The sequence below is a fragment of the Secundilactobacillus silagei JCM 19001 genome, from assembly GCF_002217945.1.
Lineage (GTDB): Bacteria > Bacillota > Bacilli > Lactobacillales > Lactobacillaceae > Secundilactobacillus > Secundilactobacillus silagei.
In genome coordinates, this window is sequence record NZ_BCMG01000011.1 from 112,589 (window position 1) to 118,693 (window position 6,105).

The window sequence follows — 6,105 nt, forward strand, 5'->3', positions numbered from 1 at the left end:
AGAATTTAAAGTAAATGGCGGTGACAAAATTGACCCATCAAAAAAATCGTTTTACAAGCTCTCTGATTGACGGCCAAATTCTTCATCAATCAGGCAGTTTCACGCCTAACCGTTTCTTGGTCAGCCGCAAACAGCCAAATAGAATCAGTCCGCGGCAACAGCTATTTCCGACGCACCAACCGGTTCACTATCGCGGCAAGCTGAAAAGTGACGGTCGCTATTGGCTGATACTGAATGATGGCTATCTTTGTGTAGCGACTATGCGACACGTGTTATATGGCCATGATGATCATCCCAATTGGCAGGCAGTCACCAGTTTCCCCATAGACTCTAAACTTAAGCTGCGGTTATCAGCCGCTGACTCACAATCTGAAACCCATGAATTTATCGCTGCTGAACCACTCGCTTTTCGAACCGTACCGGAGTGGCCAGCAATCCGAAAAGGCGGTCAATTGTTACATACAGGAGGTCTAATTGTATATAGCAAGATCGTACGAAATCAGTCAATATCCTATCTACAGACTCAACACGGCTTTTTACCTTACTACAATCATCAAACGGGTAAACGGTATGGCGTCCTGATCAATTCGAGTTTGGGCCTGCCGCTTAAACCTCGGCGAGAGCGACCCACCTTTTTCAAAATGAACGGCCAATTTTGTTTCAGTCGGCGAGGTGTTAGTTGCTATCAGCATCCTGACCTGCACGCACCGATCATCGGTCACCTTAACCAAAATACGGTGGTCAATTACACGGGTAAATTAGCTGATCAGCACCGTGGCTGGTTACAGCTCACCCATGCTGGCCGCCAGACTTACGTACCCTTTATGAGCAGATATCCCCACTTTGAACACTATTTTGGCTATGAAATAACCGGTTCAAAAAACGTCTCTCGTTTACGGGAACCCTGGACGTTTGATCAGGCTGATACGCCGGTTACCCTCAAACCAACTTCATTAGAAAAAACGACACTGCTTAAACTCACCCACCAGCTTAAACAGTTACGGCAGCCAGGAGACATCGTCATCGGCCTCATTAACGACACCCATTACGATTCACACCAGTCAACGTATAGTCAGCGGTCATTACGTGATCTGCAGCTGATCAGCACCATGGCACGTGACCAGCAATTTGACAGTTTAGTTATGAACGGCGATCTTGTTGATGGTAACCAACCGCTTAGTCGGACAATTATCGATACGGGCGATGCGGTGTCTGCGTTACAGCAAAGTCAGGTGCCGACCTTTATCACCCAAGGCAACCACGATGACAATTCCGGTTTCGCCCGTTACCTAAATGGCTATCGAACGGAACAGGTCATGACCGAAAAGCTCGCTCATAATCTCCGTAATCGGCATCATAATAACTGGTTAGCAGCTCAGAACAACTTTTACGGCAAATACCGTGTTCCTGACACGAAGGTAAGCCTGATCATGCTCAATACCTTTGACATTCGGGATTCAAGCACTAACGGCTATTTTAGCCGCAATTATGACGACCAGCCAAACGGCATTCATTGGACGGGAATTTTGCAAAATATCCGCCACAGCCGGTCACGCATCGCGCATCAGCAAGCTACTTGGCTCACAAATACGTTGGATCAATTAGCCCCAGACGAACAGGTCATCGTGTTTACCCACGATTCCATTCGCTCTGCTACCGATAAACAAGCTGTCCGCCCCTTTTGGACTTACGACTGGTTTGCTAATAATCAGCAGGGGGACTTTGCCTGCGTTTACAACAGTTTAGTCCAACACCGCCGGCAGATTATCGCCGTGATGTCCGGCCACACCCACGTGGATGACTGGTCGCACCAGGACGGCCTCAATTGGATTGCCACCACCAGCGACATTGCCGACCGGCGGAAAACCAGTCGCCTAAACAGCAAGACACTGGGCGCCTGGGACGTCTTAGTGCTTCGCCCTCAGCAGCACCAGTTGTTCCGCTTACGCTACGGCTGGCAGGATCGTGCTGGCCGGCTGCGTCACTGGCAGTACCGCTTGTTTGGTGATGGCACCGATACTAGGCACCGTTCGTTAAAAGAAATCTTAAAACGCCCCGATTCACGGCCGCTAACTGGCAACGCACGCTACTATCGCAATCAAAATAAACAGGCCGATCAAGTTTGGCGTGGGTTCCGCGGTTATTTTAAATATTAATTGGCTGAAAACACAAAAATGGACTAATCCGGTGGATTAGTCCATTTTTGTATCATACAAATTTAACCATCAAGCTTAACTTTTTACGCCCTCACCAAGGACTGCTTGCCATTTTTGCCAAATTGATTCAGTACTAAAGGTCTTGGCTTTATTCACTGCAGCTTCGGCCATTTGATCAATATTAGGATCTGTGAGTACTGCCACGATCTTATCAGCCAACCCAGAAATATCACCACTTCGAACGAGATAGCCGTTCTTACCTGGATCGATCATTTCATTTGGGCCGTAGTTAATGTCATAAGCAACTTGAGGGATACCATGCGTTTCCCCTTCCAAAATAGTCTGACCAAAACCTTCAGAAGTACTTGCCAGTACAGCAACCTTACCGCCATCGTAAGTGCCGTTAAGACGTTTTTTATCAGTGGTATACGGTCGTTGAATTACCTTATTCTTTAATTTAAGCTCATCCAACAATTTCAAAATCTTTTTGCCGGTGTTGCCACTTACGTACCCCCTAAATTCAAGGGTTGCATCGGGAACCTGCTTAATCACCAGACTCAATGCCCGCACGATATCTTGTGGCCGCTTTTCATCTGAAATTCTCGAAACGGCAATGATACGGTTAGGTTTTTCACTCAATTTTTTAGGCGCCTTTAATTGATCAACATCGACCATGCCAACTGGTACTTGGTGTAATTTATTGTCTAAATTAGGGTACCGCAGGCTTAAATCATTTCGCTGATGCTGCGTAGAGACAATAATGGCATCCAGTTGCTGTGAATGGTTTTCTAAAATATTGGCATAAACCGGGTTCAGCTTCCCATCCACTTGATTATCGTCATCCAGTGATACGGTGCTATGAATAATGGCAATCTTCCGACACTTTGTCTGCATACTCAATAACCCGGTGTCCGCGTCATTCACTCTACGATCAGACATAAAGGTATTATTGCCGCCATAAGAAGTATTCAATTCATCTAAGAAGAACGTAAATAGTTCCAGTAAGCTATTGAAGTAATAGTCTTCACCATGATAATTCACTAATTTTAACAGCGAATTCCGCTGCTTACCACTGGCATCTTTTGCGTAATAGGACTCGTAAACAACTTCGCCAGTCGGAGTCAGCATCTGTTCCTTAACCGTAATCCCGTTTACATCGTAGTATTGCTGCATGGATTTAAACCCACGCCAATCATAGTAGTCGGTTTCAACACTATTACCAAAGCGGTCAAAGTAAGTGATGGTATTAATTTCTTCAAAAGTACCAGGAATGTAGTCAATCTCCATCACCAGACGATCGTTGTCGTAAACCTTGGTGTACTTACTTTGACGGTCTAACTCATAGGCGTTATCGATAGTTAGATCATCGGTATGAAATGGTTTACGCTCATAACCGATGGTGTGCTGAAAAAAGTCGAACATACTAATTGACTGCTCAGCTGGGACACCTTCATCTTTGAGAAATTTATATAAAAACCGATTATAGTTTCGAGTGACCAGTTTGGCCTCTTGACCGTGGTCTTTAAATAGTTTAAGCCGATTAAAGGCAGCGTGCTCAACGCCAGAATTATTCTGTGCCACTATTGGATCAATAAAAAAGTACATTAGTTTTCAGCCTCCTCGTAGTATTGAAGCACGTCATTATTCAACGCGTCCCATTTATGCCACATACTGTCAGTTGAAAACCTCATTCGATCTTCATAGGCTGCGTCTGACAGACTTTGCCAGTGTTCTTTATCAGCTAGCGTCTTAACCAGTGCACTAGCAATGTTATCAACGTCTTTTTTATCTGGCGCGATCAAATAACCATCTTTCTCGTTAGTAATAATGTCGTTTGGACCATAAATCACGTCTCGAGCAATCAACGGGATACCGTGAGATTGCGCTTCAATCAACGACAGTGGCAACCCTTCCGCGTCACTGGATAGCACCGAAACCATGGCTTGATCATAAATCGGATTCAAGTTGTTAATGTAACCCTTTAGCTTAATTCGATCAGCCACATTGAGGTTTTTGATCAATTTTGCTAAATTATCGTGTTCGGGACCCACACCGTAAACATCAAGCGTAATATCTGGAATTTCCGTCTTAGCTTGAGCAACTGCTTTAACCACTTTCTCAACGTGTTTGTCCTTAGTCAGGCGTGCGATCACGACAACCTTATCCATCGTCCGCTTTTCATATGGAATTTTAGGTCCGTTAATGACATCATCATTAATAATACCACCACCAATGGCATAAATTTTACTCTTAGTGAACCGTTTTTCCACATCATGCTGCTGCGTTTCCCCCAACGCAATCACACCGTTCCATTCACTCTGATGATCCAGGCCATACTCGTAATTGTAGTTGAGTCGTCCCGTTTCAAGATTATTAGTATTGGACTGAACGTTATGCAATTGAAGCAGTTTAAATGCTTCTGTCTGCATATTTTGCATTGGCCAATCGATGCCATAGTTCCGGTCAACGACAAAGACGTTCTTTTCGCCATACGAGCGGTTTAATTCATCGATGAAAAAGCGGGTGAAATTTTTCAAACCAACAAAGTTAATTTCCGGATTACCTTTATAATTGATAAGCCTCAGCGCAGAGTTGGCTAATTTCCCACTACGATTTCTCATGTAATGGGATTTATAGACCACCCGCCCATTGGCATCAAACATCGTTTCCAAAATCACCTGGTGCTTATTGGAAAAAGTCTCTGTCATTGACTTAAAGCCACGAGAATCATACACATCAGTAGAGACATTATTACCGTACTGATCGAAGTATTCTACTTTATCGATCTGCTGATCATCCCAATCAAATGTATAGATTTTAGCAGCTAATTGCTTGCCGATATAAACATTCATGCTGCCTTCCTTAGTCCGCTTGGTGATCACTTTTTGACCATGAATAACCGGTAAATCTTTCAACTGAAAAGTCCGGGCTTTAAAATCGGTCGTATTTTGGAAAAAGTCAAACATACTGATCATATCTGAATCAACCAGTCCAACATTTTTCAGATAGTGATGGAAAGTGCGGTCGTAATCTCGAACCACAATTTTGGCATCACGGTGATGCTTTTTGAAGAGCTTAAGTCGTTTGATCTGCGCATGTTCAATCCCCGTTTTTTTATCACGCATAACTGTATTTACGAAAAAATACATGTTACATTCCTCCTATATCTAACAAAAGCCTCAGATTAATTAGTCTGGGGCTTTTGTAGCGTTAGCCACATCCAAATTCAATTATACTGCTATGACATCGTATTCTTAGAATTATTTTTCGTCATGACGCTTACGTTTGATTCCGAATAATCCAAGCAAACTCATGAGTTCAGCACCCAGTAGTCCTAAGACGCCACTTTGGTTAGTTTCGTTTGTTTGTGGTAACTTCTGCTGTTCATTTGATGCTTTGTTACCGTTTTGAACGGACGTATTTTGTGGTGATACTGAGGCATTTTCGGTACCAGTACTCATCTCACTATTGCCAACTGTTTGAGCATCGGCAGAACTATTCGTAGTCCCTTCACTTAAGCTAGCTGCGTTAGTTTCAGTAGAATTACTACCAATATTCTTCGAGCTGCTGTGGCTGATATTATTCGTACCACTCGTTTCGGAAGTTGCCTTGCCATTTCCTGATTCAGTTGTGACATTGTTCTTAGCATTGGCTGAATTATTATTTTTAGCCAATGTCGCTTGACCTTGACGACTGGTGGTACTGCTTTGACCATTAGACGAACTATTCCCGTCAGACGTTGCTTGACCTTGGTCACTAACGGTACTGCTCTGACCATTAGATGAGCCATTCTCATCAGATGTTGCTTGACCTTGGTCGCTAGTGGTAGTGTTCTGGTCATTGCTCAACGCATTCGACTTCGCACTTGCGGCACTCGTGACGTCGTCACTGTACTCGCCGGAATCGCTCTGGTAATTACTATTATCTTTGCTCTTCTGCGTCTGGTCAC

General features: G+C 44.0%; 4 protein-coding genes. 1 reads left to right on the plus strand and 3 read right to left on the minus strand.

Features of this window, described 5'->3' with window-relative positions:
• Positions 1 to 29 precede the first annotated feature (29 nt).
• Positions 30 to 2,156: a metallophosphoesterase family protein gene (locus CES79_RS10485; protein ID WP_159459490.1), complete on the plus strand. Its 2,127-nt coding sequence runs from the start codon at positions 30 to 32 to the stop codon at positions 2,154 to 2,156.
• 75 nt (positions 2,157 to 2,231) lie between these two features.
• On the opposite strand, the gene CES79_RS10490 is transcribed toward CES79_RS10485, so the two are convergent.
• The 3 genes from CES79_RS10490 to CES79_RS10500 all read right to left on the minus strand — a co-directional run.
• A complete protein-coding gene (locus tag CES79_RS10490; RefSeq protein ID WP_089137147.1) occupies positions 2,232 to 3,761 on the minus strand; it encodes a glycosyltransferase in 1,530 nt (509 codons plus the stop codon).
• Positions 3,761 to 5,305, minus strand: coding sequence for a glycosyltransferase (locus tag CES79_RS10495; protein WP_089137148.1), 1,545 nt, complete (start codon positions 5,303 to 5,305; stop codon positions 3,761 to 3,763). The genes CES79_RS10490 and CES79_RS10495 overlap by 1 nt, the downstream gene beginning before the upstream one ends.
• A 111-nt stretch (positions 5,306 to 5,416) precedes the next feature.
• Positions 5,417 to 6,105 (minus strand): LPXTG cell wall anchor domain-containing protein (locus tag CES79_RS10500; protein WP_143456348.1); only part of this gene is annotated, 689 nt, incomplete at its 5' end.